Here is a 20,880-nt window from a genome sequence, read left to right on the forward strand (position 1 = left end):
AATCTGTTATGGAAGTGGGGCACACTTAAAAACAACAGTTGTAGTAATTCTTAAAATCACTGCGATAGTGCCAGCTTAGTGGTGAAGTATAAAAATACTGATTTGGTTTGATTGAATTATTGGAAGTAATATTTAAAGTAACTATTCCTAAATAATTCGGTCAAGAAATTCTTTGGTAAGCGGTTTAACATGAAAAGAAACCACATTCTTATTATTGCTTGATCGTGCGATATCTTCATTATCTATTGTTGAGGATACAATATAGGTTTTGCAATAATTTTTTAAAGTAGTTGATAATGTCTCATACGTTTCCATAAATTCAAATCCAGACATTAAAGGCATGTAGATGTCTACAAAAATGATTTGAGGTAATTTCGAAATATTATCCTGATTCTCCTGCAAATATTTCATTGCTTCTTGTGCCTCCGTATAATGCAGCACATTTTTTCCAAAATTATTCTTAGTGATCATACGCGAGATAATATATAAATCTACGAGATTATCATCAATAATCATTACTGTTTCAAATTTTGAGTCTAGTTGTTTTGACATGGTTTCAAATTTTTTAGTGTGATATTAAATTTGGTTCCAGTCCCTTTTTCTGACTGTACCTCTATAGAGCCCTGCACTATTTCTACGGCATCTTTTACGATATATAAACCAATACCAGAGCCATCTTTGCCCGAAAGACGAAAAAACATTTCAAATATTTTTTTATGATACTCAGAATCAATTCCTATCCCGTTATCTTCTATTGAAAAATGGAGATTTTCATGATCTGAATATCCCAATATTTTTACAAATCTGTCAGCATTCTCTTTTTTATGGTATTTTATGGCATTGGAAATTAGATTTTTTAGAATGGTTGTAAATCGCAGCCTGTCTGTATAAAAAGGTTTTTGTTCTTGTATTTCAATTTCAAAACGAATTCCTTTTGCTTCTTTCATTCTTTGAAGCGAATCTACTATGTCAAGTATCATTTCTTTCAGCGAAATTTGTTCCACTTCAAGCCCTGTACGGTTATTTCGTGAATAACTTAAAATGTTTTTTATAAAGTCATCCAGACGATTGATACTGATCCGTATCAGTTCGGCATGTTTAAGCGTATCAATTTCCTTGCTTTCTGTTTCAATAAAAGAGATCAGACCAAGAATTGAAGTTAGGGGGGAACGCAGATCGTGTGATACACTGTATACAAATCGATCCAGTTCCGAATTGGTTTTGATGAGTTCCCGGTTTCTTTTTTCCAGATTTGTTTCTGCTTTTTTACGATCAGAGATGTCATTAGAGAGAATCAATCTTGCTGCAGTTCCTTCATATATAATATTATGGGCAATAATTTCAACTGGAACAATAGTTCCATCTTTTTTTATATGATTCCATATTCCCCTGTTATAATTTGATTGATTAATATTTGAAGTATCACTCGATTTTATGAAATGGATTTTATCATCATTTGGACGTATGTCCAAAGCAGTCATAGAAAGGAATTCTTCACGGCTGTATCCGTATTGCAGAATTGCCATTTTATTTACATCCAGAAATTTAAAAGACACTAAATCTATAATCCACATTGGCATGGGATTGTTGTCAAAAAGATACCGGTATTTTTTTTCACTTTTTCTCAGTTCTTTTTGTGCCAATTTCATTTCTGTAATATCAGAAAGTACAATAACGGCTCCTGTTATATCACCATCAGTATTGTGAAACGGAACTGGATAAGGCAATACATTGCGTTTATCTCCATTAGGGCGTTCTATAATTATTTCCTTATTGTCGGTACAATTCCATGAATTATACCATACATCTTTTCCTAGTTCAGGCTCTTTGCCCCATAACGCAGCTGCAGCTTTATTATAAAGCACTATTCGTCCTTCAGCATCGCAAGAGTAGGTGGCAACTGGCAATTTATGGATTAGATCTTTATACATTTTTTCGCTTTCTTCAATTTTTTTTCGCGATAGAACCTGCTCTGTTACATCATTGCCAAAAATAAATATTCCGTCAATAGTATTATTAGCATCCCTTCGAGCCTGAAAAATAAAATTTAAGTAAACATCTTTTAGTTTTCCGTTGCTATAACGATCAAATGTTATGAGCATTTCATTAGCTGAAAAGCTTTCACCTGTTTGATATACATTATCTAGAATTTCAAAAATTCCCTGCGTTTCAAGTTCGGGTAAAACATCTTTGACGGCCTTCCCAATAATATCCTTCTTATCAATTAATTGCAGATAAAGTTCATTTGCCAATTCATAAACATGGTCGCGACCAGTTAAAATTCCCATATAGGAAGGTGCCTGCGAATATATATTAAAGAATTGCAGTCTTTCTATTTCAATTGCTTTTTCTATATTTTTTTTCTCCGTAATATCTCTGCCTATGCAATAGGATAATTTTTTAACATCATCCCGTACAGCAGACCATTGCAAATAAATAATGCTTGTATTTTTGTGTATGAACTTTTTTTCAAACATAGGTAAGTGTGTCTCGCTTCTAAAATCAATATTTTCATTTATAGGAATATTAGCATCCTCATGAAATATAAAATCACGGCATTTTTTACCAATTAATTCTTCAGGCGTATAGCCTAAAATACGTTCTGAAGCTTTATTTACCCATACAAATCTTCCCTCTTCATCACAAGAGCAAATTAGATCCATGGAAAAATCTAAAATTTTAGCAAGTTCATGTAACGGTTCTTCAAAATAATAAGGAGTATTATTATTTTTCTTTTTTGCCGCATCGTTTTCTGGAATATTATGGGTATTCATTTGCTAGTAATTATATTTAGCTTATATTATTTTAATCTTTAAGTTTTATAAATTTATTAAAATCATCTTGTCGTCTTTTGGCAACTGGTAAAACTGATCCATTCGAAAGTTCGCAGAAATACCCATCTTTTTTTGAAATTTTAACAATATGACGTAGATTGATAATATAGGAATGATGTATTCTAAAAAAATAATTGTCATCTAAAATTGCACTGTATTCACCCAGATTTCTGCTTGACATTATACTGGTTCCGTTGGGTAGAATAAAAACGGTATACTTTCCATCTGCCTTACAAAAAATAATTTCTGACATTGGTATGAGTTCTATTTTTTCTAATGATGCAACAGCAACGTAGTCATTTTTTTGATTAACAGTGTTTGAAATATTTAAATTGTTAATTTTTTGATGCTGATAAGAGCGTTCCATTTCCCTTCTTTTAATTACTTTATAAATAGCCATTATTATGGAATTAAAATCAATTGGTTTCAGTAAAAAATCAACAGCATCGTGTTTAAAGGCCTTAACAGCGTAATCCTTGTTTGCTGATATAAATACAATTTTTGGAATGCTAAATTCCAATTGTTCGAGCATTTCAAAAAACAGGTCATCCTTAAGATAAATATCTAAGAGGATAAGGTCTGGTTTTCTTTCTTTTATTAAAATCATTCCGTCTTTTATACCATCAGCGTTACCAATTATTTCCATAATCATAGCATTTTCTTCTTCAAATTTTTTTAAGATTTGAAAAGTCTCTTTTTTTTCAGATATGATTACGGCATTAATAGGAGTCATAGTTTTTTTTACTTTTATTTATCAATTCAAAAATTTAGTTCTGAAAATCAGATATTAATGCGTTGATTATTAATTGTTTATTGATATATAGAATATCATATTTTGAAAGATAAATTACAGGAACATTTAGTAATACTTTTATAATTTAGTTGTTAGATTTATCGAAAAGTAATAAATGAACCAATAAGAGTATAAGTGTGTTAAATTGGCGGTTATTTGTGGATCGTTGCTATTTTTAAACTATAATACAGTTAACAAAAACGCCAAAATCTAATGGAACTATTGTGATTCTCAATCCTTCAATAGCGAGGATCCCTGGCTCTTCTAATAAATTGAAGATGATAATTGAGATGTTTTTGTGTTGCCAATTTTGCGTTACTAATGATATGACTGAAAAGACGGACCCTTTATTTTTCTGACATTATTTAATCTCCGTTCTAGTTTAATTACTCTGTTTTATTTTTTATGAAATAGAAATGTTTAAAATAAAGCTGATGCTTTTTTTGGAGTTCTATTTCTTTTGCAAAATAAGATACAGTTAGTGAGATAGTTATAGGATAAAATACTTCATTTATAGGACTATTGTCTCTTTAACAAAAATTTGTAGGTGGTGAAAAAAATAGTGCTAATTGTGATCAACTGGCCATTTGGCTGTGTTGGCCGCGAGTTAATGTAAATATTATAGTTTCTGAAAATATTCTAAAGAAAACTATGGTCAACCGGTTTTTTTCTAAAAGCAACAACATTTTATCTATTAGCATGTTTAATTCTCTTTTGATTAATTGTAGATGAAATGATGTAACAGCTTGTATAGGTTTTTAAATCTTCGGGCAGTGAATTGTATTTATCTAATCCCCAACTTTTGTACATGATCCTTATTTTTTAGTATTTTATGAATGGTTTGAATCCAGTCAAGTTGACTTTAGTGGATTTACAAGCCGATCATACTTTATAAGTTAAAGTGGGTTAAATTCTAGAAATAAGACTGTTAAAACATATGTATATTTAAATTTATTAAGATGTAATAGCTTTTTACAAAATTCTTGAAAATAAAATTTCGTACTATGTAAAGAGAACGGGTTAGTTTTTTGTAAAATTGTATAATAATTTTGAGATTATTCAAATCAAAATTTGGTCGGGATATTAGACTTTTTAAACCGCTTTAATCTAATTAGAAGATAATTATTTATGCATTTTATTGCAATGAGGAGAGCAGGATTCGAACCTTACGCACGGAACCCGCGTATTACCTGCGTTTGTTGTTTTTTTAACCTCTTTTACCACGATTTTACATTGAACTTTACTGAAATGTTGGCAAAGAAAATTTGTTGATTATAATAATGAGAAAATTATGAGGTGTCATTGTTAAAACTTAAAAGTTTAATTTTATCTTTACAATCATATACTCACTTCTTACTTGTCATAACAAAATAATCCTTCCTAATTATTTTGGCAAGTTACTAGTTTAAGAAGGTATTTTCGAAACTCACTTTCATTTACATAAACTTATAATTTCATGTTTCACACTGTAAAATATATTTTGCTGCTTTTTTTGGCATCATCAACTTTAATTTCCTGCAAACAAAAACTGGACGATAAAATAAAAGTTGGATTTTCTCAGGCTATGACTACAGATGATTGGCGTAAACAAATGAACAGCTCAATGAAGATTGAAGCTTCCTTACGACCAGAAGTAGATTTAACTATAAAAGACGCTAATAACAATATTGAGAAACAAATAGAAGATATTGAAGGGTTTATATCTAAGAAAGTTGATGTTATTATTGTCTCTCCAATTCAATCTAAACCTTTGACTGCAGTTGTAGAAAAATCAATAAAGGCAGGAATTCCTGTTCTTGTTGTAGATCGAAAAATCGAGGGAGAAAGCTATACTGCCTACCTTGGAGCTGATAATATTGAAATTGGAAGAATTGCTGCCCGATATATTATTTCGCATAGTAAAGGGTCAGGTAAAATTATAGAAATTACAGGAGCAAACGGTTCTTCACCAGCATACGAGCGAAGTCTTGGTTTTGAACAGATTATCAATGACAATAAACATTTCAGAGTCGATAATATTATTCATGGCAATTGGGAAGGAGAATCTGTTAAAGAGCCTTTAAAAACTATCCTTTTGCAAAACCCTGACATCGAATATATTTTTGCCCATAATGATCGTATGGCTTTAAGCGCCTGGGAAACTGCTAAAACTGTTGGATTAGAAAAGAAAATCAAATTTATTGGTGTTGATGGACTAAATTCAGTAAATGGGGGGATAGAATTGGTGAAGAGCGGAGTTTTAGACGGTACAATTCTATATCCGACAGGAGGAAATGAAGCGTTGAAATTGGCCTTAAAAATGTACAATAAAGAAGCAATTGCCAAAAATAATATTCTCAATACAATTGTAATAGACAAGAATAATGCTGAAATTATCGAAAATCAAATGGACAAAGTCGATCAGCAGCAAACAGTTATTGAGTCGCAGCAGGGAGCGATAAAAGTTCAGGAAAGAGAATATGCTTCACAGAACAATCTGGTTCGATTGCTAAGTTTTTTCTTAGTGATTATTTTGAGTTTGACGATTTACAGCATTTATTCAACGATTTCTATTTCAAGAAAGAAAAAACAGCTTGAAAGAATTAATCAAACTGTAATTGATCAGAATAATGAAATTCAGGAAATGGCTAAAATAGCGCAGAGAAGCAACGAAGCAAAATTGAATTTCTTTACAGGACTTTCACATGAATTCAAAACTCCAATAACCTTAATTATGAGTTATGTAGAGTCTTTGATTGAAAACGAAAAAATTAAAGGCACTGCTCTTATCGATGAAGTAAAACTAATCCATAAAAACTCAAATCGACTGCTCAGATTAATAAATCAATTGCTGGATTTTAGAAAAATTGAAGAACAAAAATTTACTTTAAGAGCTTCAAATACTAAAATCTCTGATTTTACCAACGAAGTGATGATTAATTTTAAAGGTGAAGCTGCCCGTAGAAATATCGATTTTCAACTTATATGTAAAAACAAAAATCTAGAGTTATTTATTGATAGGGAGCTCATGGATAAGGTGTATTTTAATTTGCTTTCAAACGCTTTTAAATTTACTCCAGACAATGGAAAAATTAGTATTTCGATTATCGAAAATCACGACAACACAGTTAAAATTAGTTTTAAAGATTCTGGAATTGGGATACCGGAAAATGAATTGTCTAACGTTTTTAATCCTTTTTTCAGGGCTTCAAATAATAATAAAAACAGCTCCGGAATTGGTTTGCATTTGTCTAAAGAGTTTGTGCTTTTGCATCATGGAACTATCGAGCTAAAATCAAAGCAAGGCAGCGAATTTGTGATTACGTTATTAAAAGGAAACAGTCATTTGCAACCTGGTGAAATTATTCAGAAAGTCGAGGGCCTAATCAGTATTCCGAATTTAATTACCGATAATTTAAACATAGAACCTGATTTAAAAGAATCAAATACGAGTTCAGATGCTGAAAAACATTCGTTGCTAATTATTGAAGACAATGTAGATTTAGTTAATTTTTTAAAAGCTAAACTTTCGAATGAATATGTAGTTTACAATTCTGACGGAAGCGATGCAATTGAAAAAGCGTTGGAAATTATTCCGGACATTATTATCTGCGATATTAATTTGATAGACAAAGATGGTTACGAAATCAGCAAAGAACTAAAGAAAGATCTTCGTTCGTCACATATTCCAATTATAATTCTAACGGCGCAAAGTAATAAAGAATCAGTTTTAAAAGGCTTGCAGAGTGGAGTAGACCAGTATTTGACAAAACCTTTTAGCCTTTCAATTCTAAAACAATCTCTATCGAGTTTGCTTTTCAACAGAGAAAAACTACGTTATTATTACACCAATAATATTTACCGAGTTGAACCTGAATCTAAGTTTGGAAATCAGGAACAGTCATTTATTACCAAAATGAATGATATTATTAAAAAGAACGTTGAGAATCCAAAGTTTTCTGTTGAGGATTTGGCGGATAAACTTGGGGTTTCGAGAGTTCAGCTGTATAGAAAAGTGAAAGCAATTATCGGAATTAATATTAGCGATCATATTAATAATGTCAAATTAGAGAAAGCAGCAGAGCTTTTGAAGTCAAATGAAATGAATATTTCTGAAATTGCCTACTCGTTAGGTTTCTCTTCTCCAAACTATTTTTCTACAGCTTTTAAGAATAAATTTGGAATTTCTCCTAAAGAATACAAAACGTCAAGCTAATTTGTCTTTGAAATTGTTTCTTTTAAAGTATCAATTTTGAAGGTTATGTAACAAAATCGAAACTACAAGGTTTTCGTAAAAGTTTTTTAATTTGCGTAAAACCTTGTAAATAAAGGCTTTGAGTTTAAAATGCTAAACTATCAATATTTATAGAAATAAATTGTAACATCATTAAAAATAAGTTGTTTTTTTTGCAGATATCTTAGCAACAAGTTTTTAATACATGTACAATGAATAAGATATTGATTTGGTCTGTTACTGCTGCACTGGCAGGTTTTCTTTTCGGTTTTGATACCGTAGTTATTTCTGGAGCTGATAAACAATTACAGCTTCTGTGGCACTCGTCAGATGCCTTTCATGGTTCAATTGTTATGGCAATGGCATTATGGGGAACTGTAGTTGGTGCAATCTTTGGAGGAATCCCAACAAATAAAATAGGACGTAAAAAAACCTTGTTCTGGATTGGGATTTTATATTTCGCTTCAGCAATTGGTGCCGCTTTTGCTAATGATCCGTTTGTTTTTGCTGCTTTCAGATTTATTGGTGGTTTAGGGGTTGGCGCTTCTACTATTGCTGCTCCGGCCTATGTATCAGAAATTGCTCCGGCAGACAAAAGAGGAAGATTGGTAGCTTTGTATCAGTTCAATATCGTACTAGGAATTTTAATTGCTTTTATCTCTAATTACTTTTTAAAAGACATTGGCGAAAATGCCTGGAGATGGATGATTGGTGTTCAGGCAATTCCTTCTATTGTCTATATTCTTTTTATTTTGACAATTCCGGAAAGTCCAAGATGGCTTTTATCTAAAAATCGTGATGAAGAAGCTCGTAAAGTTTTATATACCATTGATCCGTCAGCAAATATTTCAGACTTGATGGATGATTCCCGTGAAAACGGTGTTACCAAACACGAAAATATTTTCATGAAGAAATATCGTTTCCCATTGATTCTGGCTTTTTTAATTGCTTTTTTCAATCAGTTTTCAGGAATTAATGCATTTCTATATTATGCGCCAAGAATTTTTGAAGAAGCCGGCTTAGGACAAAATACAGCGTTGTTAAGCAGTATCGGAATTGGAGTTACAAATCTTATTTTCACCTTAATTGGTGTGGCATTAATCGACAAATTAGGAAGAAAGTTGTTAATGTACATTGGTTCTGTTGGGTATATTATTTCACTCGGATTAGTATCGGCTTCTTTCTATTACAATTGGGGAGGTTTATCGGTTCCTATTTTCCTTTTCCTTTTTATTGCTTCACATGCAATTGGTCAGGGTGCGGTCATTTGGGTTTTTATTTCAGAAATTTTTCCAAATCATATTCGTGCATCCGGACAGGCATTTGGAAGTTCAGTACATTGGGTTCTAGCGGCAATTATTCCGTCTTTAATTCCAATGTTATTTTCAGAAATCGGACCCGAAGTTGTATTCCTTATTTTTACATTGATGATGGTGTTGCAACTGTTGTTCGTAATTTTTCTGATGCCGGAAACAAAAGGAATCTCTTTAGAAGCTTTAAGCGAAACACTAACTAAAAAAAATAACCACAAAAATGAAATCAAAGAAACATCTGCCGTTAGCTCTTTATAGTGCTGCCTTACTGTCGATAGTAGGATTAAAACCATCTTCTGCAACTGCACAAACTGCTGCCGTAACTGTATCGAACACAGCGGAAGAACAAATGTATCGACCACATTTTCATTTTACGCCAAAAAAAGGCTGGATGAACGATCCTAACGGAATGTTCTTCGCCAATGGGTATTATCATTTGTTTTACCAGCATTATCCTGATGGAAATAAATGGGGACCAATGCATTGGGGACATGCCATTTCTAAAGATTTAATTAAATGGGAAGAACAGCCAATCGCGCTTTACCCAGATAAGGACAAATATATATTTTCAGGAAGTGCTGTTGTCGACACTCAGAATACATCTGGTTTAGGAACCGGAAAAGCAGCTCCGATTGTTGCAATTTACACGTTGCATGATATGACAAAGGAAAAAGCAGGGAAAATTGATGTGGAACAGCAGGATATTGCTTTTTCTAATGATAACGGTTTTACATGGCAGAAATTTGAGGAAGGAAATCCTGTCGTGAAAAACCCTGGAATTAGAGATTTTAGAGATCCAAAAGTATCTTGGGATGAAACGCACAAACAATGGATTATGGCTTTGGCAGCTCAGGATCGAATTCATTTTTACAAATCATCGAATCTGAAAGACTGGGAATTTGCATCTGAATTTGGAAAAAATATTGGTGCTCATGGTGGTGTTTGGGAATGTCCTGATTTCTTCGAAATAAAAGTAGAAGGAACAAAAGAAACAAAATGGATTTTAATTGTAAACCTTAATCCGGGCGGGCCAAACGGAGGTTCCGGAGTTCAATATTTTGTTGGAGATTTTGACGGAAAAACATTTACAATGGACACTACTTTTGCTGAAAGAGTAAATAATGAAAAAGCAGTATGGGCAGATTATGGAAAAGATAATTATGCCGGAGTGACGTGGAATAATGTTCCAACTTTAGACGGAAGACGCTTATTTATCGGATGGATGTCAAACTGGGAATATGCACAACAGGTTCCGACAACGACATGGAGAAGCAGTACCACAATTCCGCGCGAATTGAAATTGGCTAAAAAAGAAAACCATTATAATTTGGTTAGCACGCCGGTAAAAGAAATCAATAATTATGTTTCTAAAACCATTAAAACAAAAAGTAAAACCGGAAAAGGAACTTTAAATTTAATTGAAAGCGGAAAAGTAGATTTAACTCAGACAGTTGTTAGTTTAGATTTAAAAAACTTAAAACAGGAAGATTACACTTTTACACTTTCTAATGCAAATGGAGAATCTTTAAGTTTTGGTTTAAACAATAAAGAAAATTACTTATTTATTGATCGTTCTAAAGCTGGTATAACTGATTTCTCAGATAAGTTTGCTTTACCAGTAAGCAAAGCATTTTTGGAAGGAAGCCAAAAAAGTGCCGCTTTTAAAATTATTCTGGATAAAACGTCAATCGAAATATTCTACAATAATGGCGAAAAAGTAATGACGGAAATCTTTTTCCTAAACAAACCATTTTCAGCCCTTACTATTTCTTCAAAGCAGAAAATAGAAATAAAAAATGGGATTATTCAAGTATTGGACATCAATAAAAAGCAATAAGAAAATCGAATAGAATTTTTCTAATTCAATCCAAAAACAAATCGTACAACCGTAAGAAGGATAATCTCTTTCAGGCTAGTTACATCTATTTGCAAAAATAAAAAACTGCTAGGGAATGACAGTAAAACATAACTAACTATTAAAATAACCTTAATCAAACCAAAATTTATGAGAAATAAGATTTTATATTTTCTATTTTTCTTTTTTCCAATGCTCATGATGGCACAGGAAAACGGAATAAAAGGAACGGTAATTTCGTCTGATGACGGAATGCCGCTTCCTGGAGCGACAGTAATTATTTCAGGAACAAATACCAGTTCGGTCACCGATTTTGATGGGAATTTTTCCTTCCCAAATGTTGCTCCAGATGCTGTACTTGTAGTTTCCTTTATAGGATATGCCTCGCAATCGATTTCTGTTAAAGGGCAAAAAACAATCAATATAACACTAAAAGTCGACAACAATCAATTGAATGAAGTTGTTGTAACAGGATATTCAAAACAAAAGAAAACGGATATTACGGGAGCGGTTGCCGTTGTAAACATGAAGGAAGTCATGAAACAGCCAGAGCCAAACCCGATCAAAGCTTTACAAGGAAGAATTGCCGGAGTAAAAGTATCGTCTGATGGTTCGCCAAGCGGTGGAAATACAAAAGTGGTGATTCGTGGCGTGGGGACGCTGAACAATACAGATCCGCTTTATGTAATTGATGGAATGCCGACAAAATCCGGAATGCATGAATTAAACCCTAATGATATTGAAACCATTCAGGTTTTGAAAGATGCTTCTTCGGCAAGTATTTACGGTTCCCGAGCTTCAAACGGTGTGATTATCATTACAACCAAAAAAGGAAAAGAAGGTAAAATGAGAATCAATTTCAGTACCTATGCTTCCTTTTCTGATTATTCAAGAAAGTTAGATGTACTAAATGCAAACCAGTTTGGGCAGGCACTTTGGCAGGCCAATATCAACGACGGTTTAAATCCGAATAATAATAATTTACGCTATCAGTTTGACTGGTCGGTAAATAACAATAAACCACAGTTGAATAAAGTTTTGGTTCCGGAATATTTAGATACACAGCAAACCCTTAAGGCTTCAAATACAGATTGGTATGACGCAATTTCTCAAACCGGAATTGCTAATTCTTATGATTTGTCTGTTTCGAATGCTTCTGACAAAGGAAATTATGTTTTCTCTCTAGGATATTATGGAAATGAAGGCGTTGTAAAAACAACAGATTTTGAAAGAATTTCTGCGAGAATGAACAGTTCTTATAAATATTTTGATGGCAAATTAGTTATCGGAGAAAACTTCAGTTTAAACCGTACGAACGAAGTAACAGATCCGGGCGTTTTAGATCCTGCTCTTAGAGCTTTACCAATTATTCCGGTGCACACAGTTGACGGAATTGGTTGGGGAGGACCGGTTGGAGGTATGAACGACAGACAAAATCCGGTTCGTCTTTTAGAATATAATAAAGACAACAAATACGATTATTTGCGCCTTTTTGGTAACGCTTACGCGGATTTGGAAATCATTAAAAATCTGCATATCAAAACCAGTTTCGGAATGGATTATGGTTTTTACAAAAAACGCACGTTACAAAGAAGCTATAAATCAGGTTATCTGCAAAATGATCAAACGTCTGTTACAATCGACCAATCGATCAGCGACAAATGGACTTGGACGAATACAGCAATTTATAGCTTAAACTTTGGAAAAAGCAATCTGAATTTGATGGCGGGAACGGAGATGTACAAGGACACTTACGATACAAATACATTACGTAAAAATGACTTTTTGATTGAAACGCCAGATTACATGTATCCAGATGCAGGAACAGGAGAATCTTTTACAAGCGGAACTTCGACTGTATATTCTTTGCTTTCTTATTTTGGAAAAGCAGATTACGAGTTTGATAATCGTTATTTGGTTTCGGCTACAATTCGTCGTGATGGTTCTTCTCGTTTTGGAAAAAACAATCAATTCGGGACATTTCCGGCAGTTTCAGCGGGATGGAGAATCAGCAATGAAAATTTCATTAAAAATAGTGCTCCTGTTTTTTCAGACTTGAAATTAAGAGCAGGCTGGGGACAAACCGGGAATCAGGAAATAAGTAATACAGCAGTTTACTCGCTTTATTTGGCAAGTTACGCGGGCGGAAGTCCAACTTGGGCAACTTCTTTTGGAACAGCTTACGATATTGCAGGAAACGGAAACGGATTGCTTCCGTCTGGTTTTATTGCAACGCAATCCGGAAATGATGATTTGAAATGGGAAACTACTACACAAACCAATATTGGTTTGGACTTTGGTTTATTCAAACAAAAATTGAGCGGCTCTATAGATTATTATATCAAAAAAACAGATGATATTTTGGTATTGCCGCCTTATTTAGGAGTTATTGGCGAAGGAGGAAACCGTTGGGTAAACGGTGCTTCTATGGAAAACAAAGGTTGGGAGTTTTCTTTAGGCTATCATGATGAAACTTCATTTGGATTGAAATATGATATTTCCGGAAACATTTCGGCAAACAAAAATAAGATTACACAATTGCCGGATGAAGTAAAAAACAACTACGGCGGCGACGGACTGGATGATAATATTTTAGGACGCCCAATTAACTCAATGTACGGTTATGTGACTGACGGATTGTTTACAAGTCAGGATCAAGTGGAAAACTCGGCAATTCAGGAAGGAAAAGGCCTTGGAAGAATTCGTTACAAAGACTTAAATGGCGACGGAACAATTACAGATAAAGACCGCACGTGGATCGGAAATCCAAATCCGGGATTGTTGTACGGAATCAATTTAAACTTGTCTTATAAAAACTTTGATTTTACCACTTTCTGGGAAGGCGCAACAGATGTTGATGTAATTAACAATACAAAATATCAGACTGATTTTTGGAGTGTTGATGATGTTGGATCAAATAAAGGAACACGTTTGCTGAATGCCTGGTCTTTGGATAATCCAAATTCAACTATTCCGGCACTGACAACAGTTGACAGAAATGCGGAATCTAGATTTTCAACATATTATGTAGAAAACGGAAGTTATCTTAAACTTAGAGTTTTACAGTTTGGTTATAGTTTGCCAAAGGACTTACTTAAAAAACTAAGTATGGAAAGTTTCAGATTTTATATCAGCGGTCAAAATTTATTGATTATTGATGCTAAAAGCTTCACGGGTGTTGATCCTGAAAATGCAGGTTTTGGATATCCACAGCCAACAACTTTTACGGCAGGTCTTAATTTTACTTTATAATAAAAGATTAAAAAAATGAAAAAAATAATATATATGGCAGGATTTTTAGCGATAGGTTTCTTCGCTTCCTGTTCCGATTTTTTAGAAAATGATCCGCGTGGTGTGTTGTCTGAAGAAGATATTGTAACACCGCAGTCGGTTGAAGGATTTATGAATGCGGCTTATGCACAGTTAGGCAATGATCATTACGATTCTCCTTACAGTTTATGGCCGTTTGGTAATGTTCGTTCAGATGATGCTTATAAAGGCGGAAGCGGTACAAATGATATCCAAGATTTTCACTTTTTTGAAGTTTCAAATAATATCCGTCCAGATTTTGGAGAGTTGGACAGTTTCTGGTACATCAGTTATGTGGGTGTTTCAAGAGCCAATAAAGCGTTGAAAGCTTTGGAACAAATCTCAGAAGCCGATTATCCATTGAAGAAAACAAGAATGGCAGAAATGCATTTTTTAAGAGGACATTTCTATTTTATGCTGAAAATCATGTTCAGAAATGTGCCTTATATTACCGAAGATGTTCCCGTAGAAGATTATAAAACGATTTCAAACAAATCACTTTCAAACGAAGAACTTTGGGAAAAAATTGCAGAAGATTTTCAAGCAGCGGCTGATAATTTGCCTGACACACAACCAGAAGTTGGACGCGCCAATAAAAAAGCAGCTTATGCGTATTTGGCAAAAACTAGATTGTATCAGGCTTATACGCAAGATGAAACATTTAAAGTTACAGGAATCAGTCAGCAGCATTTGCAGGAAGTAATTGCAGCAACGGATAAAGTAATTGGAAAAGCTTCTTTGGAACCGGATTTCGCCAACAACTTCTTACCGGGAACATACGAAAACGGACCGGAAGCTATTTTCTCGATTCAGTTTTCTGATAACGATGGAACGCTTTACGGAAGATTGAATTTTTCTGATGTTCTTTCTACGCCACAAGGTTTAGGTTGTTGCGATTTTCATAAACCAAGTCAAAACTTGGTGAATGCTTTTAAAACAGGAGCAAATGGTTTGCCTGAGTTTGACACTTACAACAACGAAGATTTTGATTATAAAAATATAGATGCCAATACAGTTGATCCAAGATTGTATCATACTGTTGCAATGCCTGGTCTGCCTTATAAATATGATCCTGAATTTCTATATGTTGAAGCTTGGGTAAGATCTCCGGGAACTTATGGTTATTATGCTTCTTTAAAAGAAAACGTTGCTCCAAATTGCACTTGTGTCGTAAATATTGATCCGTTTTACGGAAATTCTAAAAATAGAATTCAGATTCGTTATGCTGATGTGATTTTGATGCGTGCAGAAGCTTTGATTGAATTAGGAAGACAATCTGAAGCTTTACCATTAATTAATGAAATCAGAGAAAGAGCAGCGCAAAGTACGGGAAGACTGCCGTATGTGAGTAACTTCAAAATCAATACGTATGTGGATGGAAGCAATTGTAACTGGACACAAGATTTTGCCCGTAAAGCGTTGCGTTGGGAACGTCGTTTAGAATTGGCAATGGAAGGAAGCCGATTCTTCGACCTTGTCCGTTGGGGAATTACAGATCAGGTGATGAATGATTTTTATGCTAAAGAAAAAACAAAACGTACGTATTATCAGGATGCTTTTTTTGATGCACATAAAGAAGAATATTGCCCAATTCCGTTGAAGCAAATTAATTTCAGCCAGGGATTGTACAAACAAAATCCAGGTTATTAATCTTTAAAAATCAGCAATATGAAAAAAGCTTTAAATAAATATTGGACCAAAGTGTCTATAGTATTGGCAATGATTTTTATGATTACTGCCTGCGAAAATAGTTTTGAAACTGGCGGATTTGACGTGAGTTCGCCTTCAGATGTACTTTCCTTCAAATTAAACGGAGTTTCAGGAAACATTGATCAGACAACAGGGAAAATTACTGTTGTAATGCCTTACGGATCTGATATAACAGCTATAAAACCGGAAGTTGTTTTTGTCGATGGCGCAACATCAAATCCGGAATTAAATTCGGCTATGAATTTTACAAATCCGGTAAAATTCAGAGTGGTTAATGGGAATTTATATAAAGATTATACGGTAACAACAACCGTTTTAAGTCCAATTAAGAGTTTTACAATTAATGGTGTTGCAGCGACTGTAAACGACATTAGCAAAACCATTAATATGACGCTTCCTGAAAACACTGATTTGACAGCGCTTAAACCCGTAATTGAAGTTACAACGGGTGTTACCATTTCACCACCTTCGGGAGCAACAATTGATTTTACCAATGCTGTGACTTTTGTAATAAGATCAAACGGAAAAAGCGTTAATTATACGGCAAATGTAGGAGTTCCAGTTGCAGGATTGACAGTTGCATTTTTAGGAACTGCCGCTACAAGATCAGGAATTACAAATATGGATGAAGTTACAGCTTCAAACTGGCTGTTTGATAATTTCCCGGGAGCTAAATATATTTCTTTTGAAAGTGTACAAAACGGTGCAGATTTAAGTGATATCGACGTCATTTGGTGGCACTTTGATTCGGCTGCAAATTTACCTTCTGTGGCTTATAATCCTACCGTTACAAACGCATTGAAAAACTTTAGAACAAATGGCGGAAACTTGCTGTTGACTTCTTTTGCTTCGCAATATGTCGATGCTTTAGGAATTGTTCCGTCAGGAAAAGGACCGAATAATGTTTTTGGTGATTTTCCTCCAAATGGATTTGTAGACGGTAATTCATGGGGAATGTCATTCGTTGGTCATGAAGGTCATCCAATTTTCCAGGGCCTAACCACTTTTGAATCCGGAAAAGCCAATTTATTACAAAGCGGAACTTTCAGATTAAATCATACAGCGTGGTGGTTTTTACCGGAATGGGGAGGCTACAATAATGGAGAAGGTTGGAGAAACCAAACAGGAGGAACCAATCTGGCAAGTGAAGCCTGGGATAATGAACTGAACGGAAGAGTAACAATTGCAGAATTCCCGAACACGAGTACAAATAAAAATGTAATTGTTATTTCTATGGGAGCTTACGATTGGTACAATGAAACCAATAGCAGCGGAGTGCCAAGTCAGGCAAACGAGTTTATTACAAACATTAAACTGCTGACACAAAACAGTATCAATTATCTAGCGGCAAAATAATCCACCTTGAATTTAACTAAAATGAAATATAGAAATATAATCACAATCGCTTCGATTTTCTTTTCGCTGGTTTCGTGCAGTCAGGATGAAACGTATATTGGAGGTTCGATTTCAGGAGGAAATTCTGAAATAACTAGTGTTTTTCCTGTTCCGCCCGCGCAATGGATGGGCGCAAACGACCCATATTACAGTGCGGGTTATACCGGAGATATTATGCCTTTTTTCGATAACGGAAAATTCCATATTTACTTTCTACATGATGCACAGAATAAACCTGCAGGAAAAGGGTTTCATGATATTCATGAATATCAAAGTACAGATTTGGCGCATTTTACTTATGAAGGTCAAACCATTCCATATGGTACAACGCTTGAACCTGATTTTGCTATTGGTACAGGATCAGTTGTCAAAGTGGGCAATCTTTATTATTTCTATTATACAGGGCACAATGAAAATCCCGTTTTTGTTCAGTCCAATGCCAGAGAAAGTGTGTTGTGTGCAACAAGTGGAGATTTGAAAAACTGGACAAAAGTTCCTTCTTTTAAAATTACAGCTCCAGCGGGCTACTACAATTATGATTTCAGAGATCCGCATGTGTTTTATAATGATGAATTGAAAAAATATTCCATGTTAGTAAGTACACAGACAGAACCTGGAAGAAAAGCCGTTTTGTTACATTTTACAAGCGCTGATCCTGCATCAGGAAAATGGGATGTTCAAGCTCCAATTTATACCACAACGCCTGAAGATAATTATCTGATGATGGAATGTGCGGATATTTTCAAAATGGGAAGCAATTGGTATTTAATTTTTTCTGAGAATTGGAGTGGCAATAAAGGAACGCATTACAGAATTTCATCATCAATAACTGGTCCATGGACAAAACCGGAAAATGATAGAATTGATGGAGAATACTTTTACGCAGGAAAAACGGCTTCTGACGGAAATAAAAGATATGTTTTTGGATGGAATGCCAGAAAAACGCCTGAGAATGATTTAGGAAATAAAGATTGGGCGGGGAATATGGTCATTCATGAATTAACTCAGAATTCAGATGGAACTTTAGGAACTCAATCACCGAAATCGGTTAAGGATTTATTTTCGAAAAAGAGTGCTACTGCAGAAGTAGATGCGATTTCAGCCAACGCAACAGCCAATAACGGAACCTATTCTTTATCCGGAGAAACAGAAAAAGCAATGGTTACTTTTAAAAGTTTTGGAAAAAAAGTCAAAATAAAAGCAGAAATTACTTTAGCGAAAGCTTCAGGAACAACAGGATTTGTTTTTCATACCAATGATACAGGAAGTTACTATAAAGTGATTTTGGATATTGCTAACGGAAAGATAAGCGGTTATAATTCGGCTTTACAGGAAGTAACGCGTTTGCCATTTGCATTTCAGACGAATGTAAAATATGATGTTGAAATAATTGCTGAAGGAAGTGTTGTCGTAGTTTACATAAACGGAAAAGCAGCGCTCACAAATCGCATTTACGGAAGAGACAAAAACAAATGGGGTTTAATTGCTGAAGGACAAACGAGCACAATCTCAAATCTTCAGATAACCCAGCCTGAATAAGAACAATAATAAAATATTTTAGAATGAACAATGGAAAAAACCTTAAGGCGGTGGCATACGGAGAGGTACTTTGGGATGTTTTTGCCAATGAAAAAAAGATTGGAGGAGCACCATTGAATGTAGCCTTGCGTATGAAAACGCTGGGTTGCGAAGTGGCTATGATAAGCTGTGTAGGCAATGACGAAGACGGGAAAGCAATAAAAGAGCAAGTGAAACAACTGGGACTTGAAACGGATACAATTGTAGTTTCTAAAGATTTCCCAACTGGTTTGGTCAACGTAACCTTAAATGAGCGGGGATCTGCAAGTTATGAAATCAGTTATCCGTCTGCATGGGATAAAATTGAATTGAATGATTTGGCGAGGAATTCAGTTGCTAATGCGGATGTTTTAATTTATGGCAGTTTAGTTTGCCGAGATAACGTTTCAAGACTGGCACTTGAAGAAATGCTTCAAAAAAAAGTCTATAAGGTTTTTGACGTGAATTTAAGAAAACCACATTATTCATATGAAATGCTCGAAAGACTAATGCATTCAGCGGATTTTATAAAGTTTAATGATGAGGAATTATTAGAAATTACTGCAGCTATGGATTCGCCGTTTACAAGTCTGGAGGACAATATGAATTTGATAGCTGAAAGTAGCAAAGTAACGGGAATGTGTGTAACAAGAGGTAAACACGGAGCTTTGCTAATGTGGGAAGGCCGAATTTATGAAAATGAGGGATATCCTGTTGAAGTTGCTGACACCGTAGGTGCCGGAGATTCATTTCTCGCGGCTTTGATAGCTTCATTGTTAAGTGGAAAAGAACCTCAGTATTCAATTGATTTTGCCTGTGCAGTAGGTGCATTAGTAGCTGAATCTCCTGGAGCGAATCCCGAAATTTCACTTTCCAGAATTGAAAAAATGATGTTAAAAATGAAAATTTAACTTTGTATGAAATTTAAATAAAATATGAGTTATCTAAAACAAAATTCTTGCAATTGGCCTTGTTAACAGCAATAAGTTTAATATCGCTTATTAGTGGTCTTATCTATTTTTTAAAATCCGATTTTTATTAAATGCATGGAATTTTGTTTAAGTTTTAATTACTTACTTAAATATTCGTTTTTTGAAGTAAAGCCTGATATCTTTTTAGATATTAGGCTTTTATCGTAATATTATAAAATTTGGAAGCAAATACATGCAGGATATGCACTGGATTTTGGAAGGTAATATACGCCGAGAAGAAGGAAGGTAAACTGATTTTGTATGCATAAATGAAACTTTCGGGCGAAGCGTGGCTGGAATTTAAAATAATCAACAATATATCAGGATGCTACTTTTAAACCACTGGGACTTATAGGTAAAATATACTGGTATTCTGTCTTGCCGTTTAACGGTTTTATATTTAATGGAATACTAAAAAAAATAATTTAGGGGTTCGGTGAGGATAATTTAATACAGTTTCGAACCTAACCTCGTTAACACTTGAATTTGTTTACTTTCTATTTCCGAAAACACTATACGCCATCATTCTGCCACAATAATAAAAGTGTTTCATTTAAAGCTTTTGTAAAAAGTAAAAATCACGCCCTCAAATTCATTTATTCTGTAGGGCGTAATTCAATTTTAAAAAAATAATCTCTAGAATTTTAATTTTAGAAAGAAGCACTTTTAACTAAATTGCTTCAGGGCTTGCAATAATTTTTAGGAATCCCAATCCAGTATAATTTTACCAATATGGCTTCCTTCTTCCATGCATTGATGAGCGTTTATAACATTCTGGTACGAAAATGTTTTGTAAATAACGGGCTTGAATTTTCCATTTTCGATTAATGGCCAGATGTTTTGGAATACTTCTTTTGTTAATCGTTTTTTGTAGTTATAATCTCTTGCGCGGGTTCTGTCGCATCTAAAGCTAAGTTTTATCTTTGCCTT

The 20,880-nt window shown here is 34.2% G+C and carries 13 protein-coding genes and 1 pseudogene; 9 read left to right on the forward strand and 5 right to left on the reverse strand.

Going from position 1 to position 20,880, the window contains the following annotated elements:
• Window positions 1-147 precede the first annotated feature (147 nt).
• The 4 genes from ACODSB_RS08160 to ACODSB_RS08175 all read right to left on the reverse strand — a co-directional run bounded on the left by ACODSB_RS08160 (window position 148) and on the right by ACODSB_RS08175 (window position 4,437).
• Window positions 148-552, reverse strand: a complete 405-nt coding sequence (locus ACODSB_RS08160) for a response regulator (protein WP_488936675.1) — start codon at window positions 550-552, stop codon at window positions 148-150.
• Window positions 537-2,774, reverse strand: coding sequence for a PAS domain-containing sensor histidine kinase (locus ACODSB_RS08165; protein WP_488936676.1), 2,238 nt, complete (start codon window positions 2,772-2,774; stop codon window positions 537-539). The genes ACODSB_RS08160 and ACODSB_RS08165 overlap by 16 nt, the downstream gene beginning before the upstream one ends.
• A 31-nt stretch (window positions 2,775-2,805) precedes the next feature.
• Window positions 2,806-3,567, reverse strand: a complete 762-nt coding sequence (locus tag ACODSB_RS08170; RefSeq protein WP_488936677.1) for a LytR/AlgR family response regulator transcription factor — start codon at window positions 3,565-3,567, stop codon at window positions 2,806-2,808.
• A gap of 747 nt (window positions 3,568-4,314) precedes the next feature.
• On the reverse strand, window positions 4,315-4,437 hold the full coding sequence (locus ACODSB_RS08175) for a hypothetical protein (RefSeq protein WP_256634774.1): 123 nt from the start codon (window positions 4,435-4,437) through the stop codon (window positions 4,315-4,317).
• 646 nt (window positions 4,438-5,083) lie between these two features.
• Between ACODSB_RS08175 and ACODSB_RS08180 the strand changes: the two genes are divergently transcribed.
• From ACODSB_RS08180 to ACODSB_RS08220, 9 genes and pseudogenes are all read left to right on the forward strand, one after another.
• Window positions 5,084-7,822, forward strand: coding sequence for a substrate-binding domain-containing protein (locus ACODSB_RS08180; RefSeq protein ID WP_488936678.1), 2,739 nt, complete (start codon window positions 5,084-5,086; stop codon window positions 7,820-7,822).
• A gap of 230 nt (window positions 7,823-8,052) precedes the next feature.
• Entirely contained in the window at window positions 8,053-9,411 is a 1,359-nt protein-coding gene (locus ACODSB_RS08185) for a sugar porter family MFS transporter (protein ID WP_488936679.1), read from the forward strand.
• Window positions 9,374-10,990 carry a glycoside hydrolase family 32 protein gene (locus tag ACODSB_RS08190; RefSeq protein ID WP_488936680.1) on the forward strand — a complete coding sequence of 539 codons (1,617 nt, stop codon included), beginning with the start codon at window positions 9,374-9,376 and terminating at the stop codon, window positions 10,988-10,990. Before ACODSB_RS08185 ends, ACODSB_RS08190 begins: the two co-directional genes overlap by 38 nt.
• Window positions 10,991-11,158: 168 nt before the next feature.
• On the forward strand, window positions 11,159-14,260 hold the full coding sequence (locus ACODSB_RS08195) for a SusC/RagA family TonB-linked outer membrane protein (protein WP_488936681.1): 3,102 nt from the start codon (window positions 11,159-11,161) through the stop codon (window positions 14,258-14,260).
• 15 nt (window positions 14,261-14,275) lie between these two features.
• The gene (locus tag ACODSB_RS08200) at window positions 14,276-15,967 is read left to right on the forward strand and encodes a RagB/SusD family nutrient uptake outer membrane protein (protein ID WP_488936682.1); all 1,692 of its coding nucleotides are present in this window, start codon (window positions 14,276-14,278) and stop codon (window positions 15,965-15,967) included.
• An 18-nt stretch (window positions 15,968-15,985) separates the two neighbouring features.
• Window positions 15,986-17,383 (forward strand): DUF4960 domain-containing protein, encoded by a 1,398-nt coding sequence (locus tag ACODSB_RS08205; protein WP_488936683.1) that lies wholly within the window; start codon window positions 15,986-15,988, stop codon window positions 17,381-17,383.
• A gap of 21 nt (window positions 17,384-17,404) precedes the next feature.
• Window positions 17,405-18,961: a glycoside hydrolase domain-containing protein gene (locus ACODSB_RS08210; RefSeq protein WP_488936684.1), complete on the forward strand. Its 1,557-nt coding sequence runs from the start codon at window positions 17,405-17,407 to the stop codon at window positions 18,959-18,961.
• Window positions 18,962-18,984: 23 nt separating this feature from the next.
• Window positions 18,985-19,890: a carbohydrate kinase family protein gene (locus ACODSB_RS08215; protein ID WP_488936685.1), complete on the forward strand. Its 906-nt coding sequence runs from the start codon at window positions 18,985-18,987 to the stop codon at window positions 19,888-19,890.
• A 272-nt stretch (window positions 19,891-20,162) separates the two neighbouring features.
• Window positions 20,163-20,379: pseudogene (locus tag ACODSB_RS08220) on the forward strand (DUF2867 domain-containing protein); the annotation flags it as partial.
• 270 nt (window positions 20,380-20,649) lie between these two features.
• On the opposite strand, the gene ACODSB_RS08225 reads toward ACODSB_RS08220, so the two are convergent.
• Entirely contained in the window at window positions 20,650-20,871 is a 222-nt protein-coding gene (locus ACODSB_RS08225; protein ID WP_488936691.1) for a zinc-binding dehydrogenase, read from the reverse strand.
• Between the last annotated feature and the right edge of the window lie 9 nt (window positions 20,872-20,880).

The sequence above is a fragment of the Flavobacterium sp. FG68 genome (assembly GCF_057808895.1).